1 tRNA gene and 1 rRNA gene are annotated in these 1871 nt (G+C 51.8%); both read left to right on the forward strand.

Going from position 1 to position 1871, the window contains the following annotated elements:
* Window positions 1-129: 129 nt before the first annotated feature.
* Window positions 130-1653 (forward strand): 16S ribosomal RNA (locus MWU82_RS23905).
* Between the two features lie 79 nt (window positions 1654-1732).
* Window positions 1733-1806 (forward strand) — tRNA-Ile (locus MWU82_RS23910).
* Window positions 1807-1871 lie beyond the last annotated feature (65 nt).

The following is a 1871-nucleotide window of genomic DNA, read 5'->3' on the forward strand; positions in this document are numbered from 1 at the left end:
AAGTTCATTGATATATTGTAAAGACAGCGCGCCACATACTTGGAAACGGGGATGTGGTGCAGAAAAAGAAATCGAAATAACGGGCCGGGAAAAACGTTTTATGGGTTGATCGAAGTTATATAAGAATCAACGATGAAGAGTTTGATCCTGGCTCAGGATGAACGCTAGCGGCAGGCCTAACACATGCAAGTCGAGGGGCAGCGGGGATAAGCTTGCTTATCCGCCGGCGACCGGCGCACGGGTGCGCAACGCGTATAGAATCTGCCTTGTACTGGGGAATAGCCCAGAGAAATTTGGATTAACGCCCCATAGTATGTAGGAGTGGCATCACTTTTACATTAAAGGTTACGGTACAAGATGACTATGCGTCCCATTAGTTAGTTGGTAAGGTAACGGCTTACCAAGGCAGCGATGGGTAGGGGCCCTGAGAGGGGGATCCCCCACACTGGTACTGAGACACGGACCAGACTCCTACGGGAGGCAGCAGTGAGGAATATTGGACAATGGGCGGGAGCCTGATCCAGCCATGCCGCGTGCAGGAAGACGGTCCTATGGATTGTAAACTGCTTTTATACGGGAAGAACAAGGGGCACGTGTGCCCTTCTGACGGTACCGTAAGAATAAGGATCGGCTAACTCCGTGCCAGCAGCCGCGGTAATACGGAGGATCCAAGCGTTATCCGGAATCATTGGGTTTAAAGGGTCCGTAGGCGGGCCATTAAGTCAGGGGTGAAAGTCTGCAGCTCAACTGTAGAATTGCCCTTGATACTGGTGGTCTTGAGTTATAGTGAAGTAACTAGAATATGTAGTGTAGCGGTGAAATGCATAGATATTACATAGAATACCGATTGCGAAGGCAGGTTACTAACTATATACTGACGCTGATGGACGAAAGCGTGGGGAGCGAACAGGATTAGATACCCTGGTAGTCCACGCCGTAAACGATGGATACTAGCTGTCCGGATGCAAATCTGGGCGGCCAAGCGAAAGTGATAAGTATCCCACCTGGGGAGTACGTCCGCAAGGATGAAACTCAAAGGAATTGACGGGGGCCCGCACAAGCGGTGGAGCATGTGGTTTAATTCGATGATACGCGAGGAACCTTACCAGGGCTTAAATGTGGTCTGACAGCTTTAGAGATAGAGTTTCCTTCGGGCAGATCACAAGGTGCTGCATGGTTGTCGTCAGCTCGTGCCGTGAGGTGTCAGGTTAAGTCCTATAACGAGCGCAACCCCTGCCGTTAGTTGCCAGCATGTAAAGATGGGGACTCTAACGGGACTGCCGGTGCAAACCGCGAGGAAGGTGGGGATGACGTCAAATCATCACGGCCCTTACGTCCTGGGCCACACACGTGCTACAATGGCCGGTACAGAGAGCAGCCACTGGGCAACCAGGAGCGAATCTATAAAACCGGTCACAGTTCGGATCGGGGTCTGCAACTCGACCCCGTGAAGCTGGAATCGCTAGTAATCGGATATCAGCCATGATCCGGTGAATACGTTCCCGGGCCTTGTACACACCGCCCGTCAAGCCATGGAAGCCGGGAGTGCCTGAAGTCCGTCACCGCAAGGAGCGGCCTAGGGCAAGATCGGTAACTAGGGCTAAGTCGTAACAAGGTAGCCGTACCGGAAGGTGCGGCTGGAACACCTCCTTTCTAGAGAATTTGCCCATGGGGCTTTTTTCAAGGGCCCGTTTTTTCGATTTCTGTTTTTACAACATAAAAAACTATAGTGAGTCTCATAGCTCAGCTGGTTAGAGCGCTACACTGATAATGTAGAGGTCGGCAGTTCGAGTCTGCCTGAGACTACAAAGTAGACGAGGTGCGGACGAGAAGTTCATGCCGCCAAGGGCGGTAAGTCTGCCCGGGACTAC

The organism is Arenibacter sp. S6351L (genome assembly GCF_023016025.1).
Lineage (GTDB): Bacteria > Bacteroidota > Bacteroidia > Flavobacteriales > Flavobacteriaceae > Arenibacter > Arenibacter algicola_B.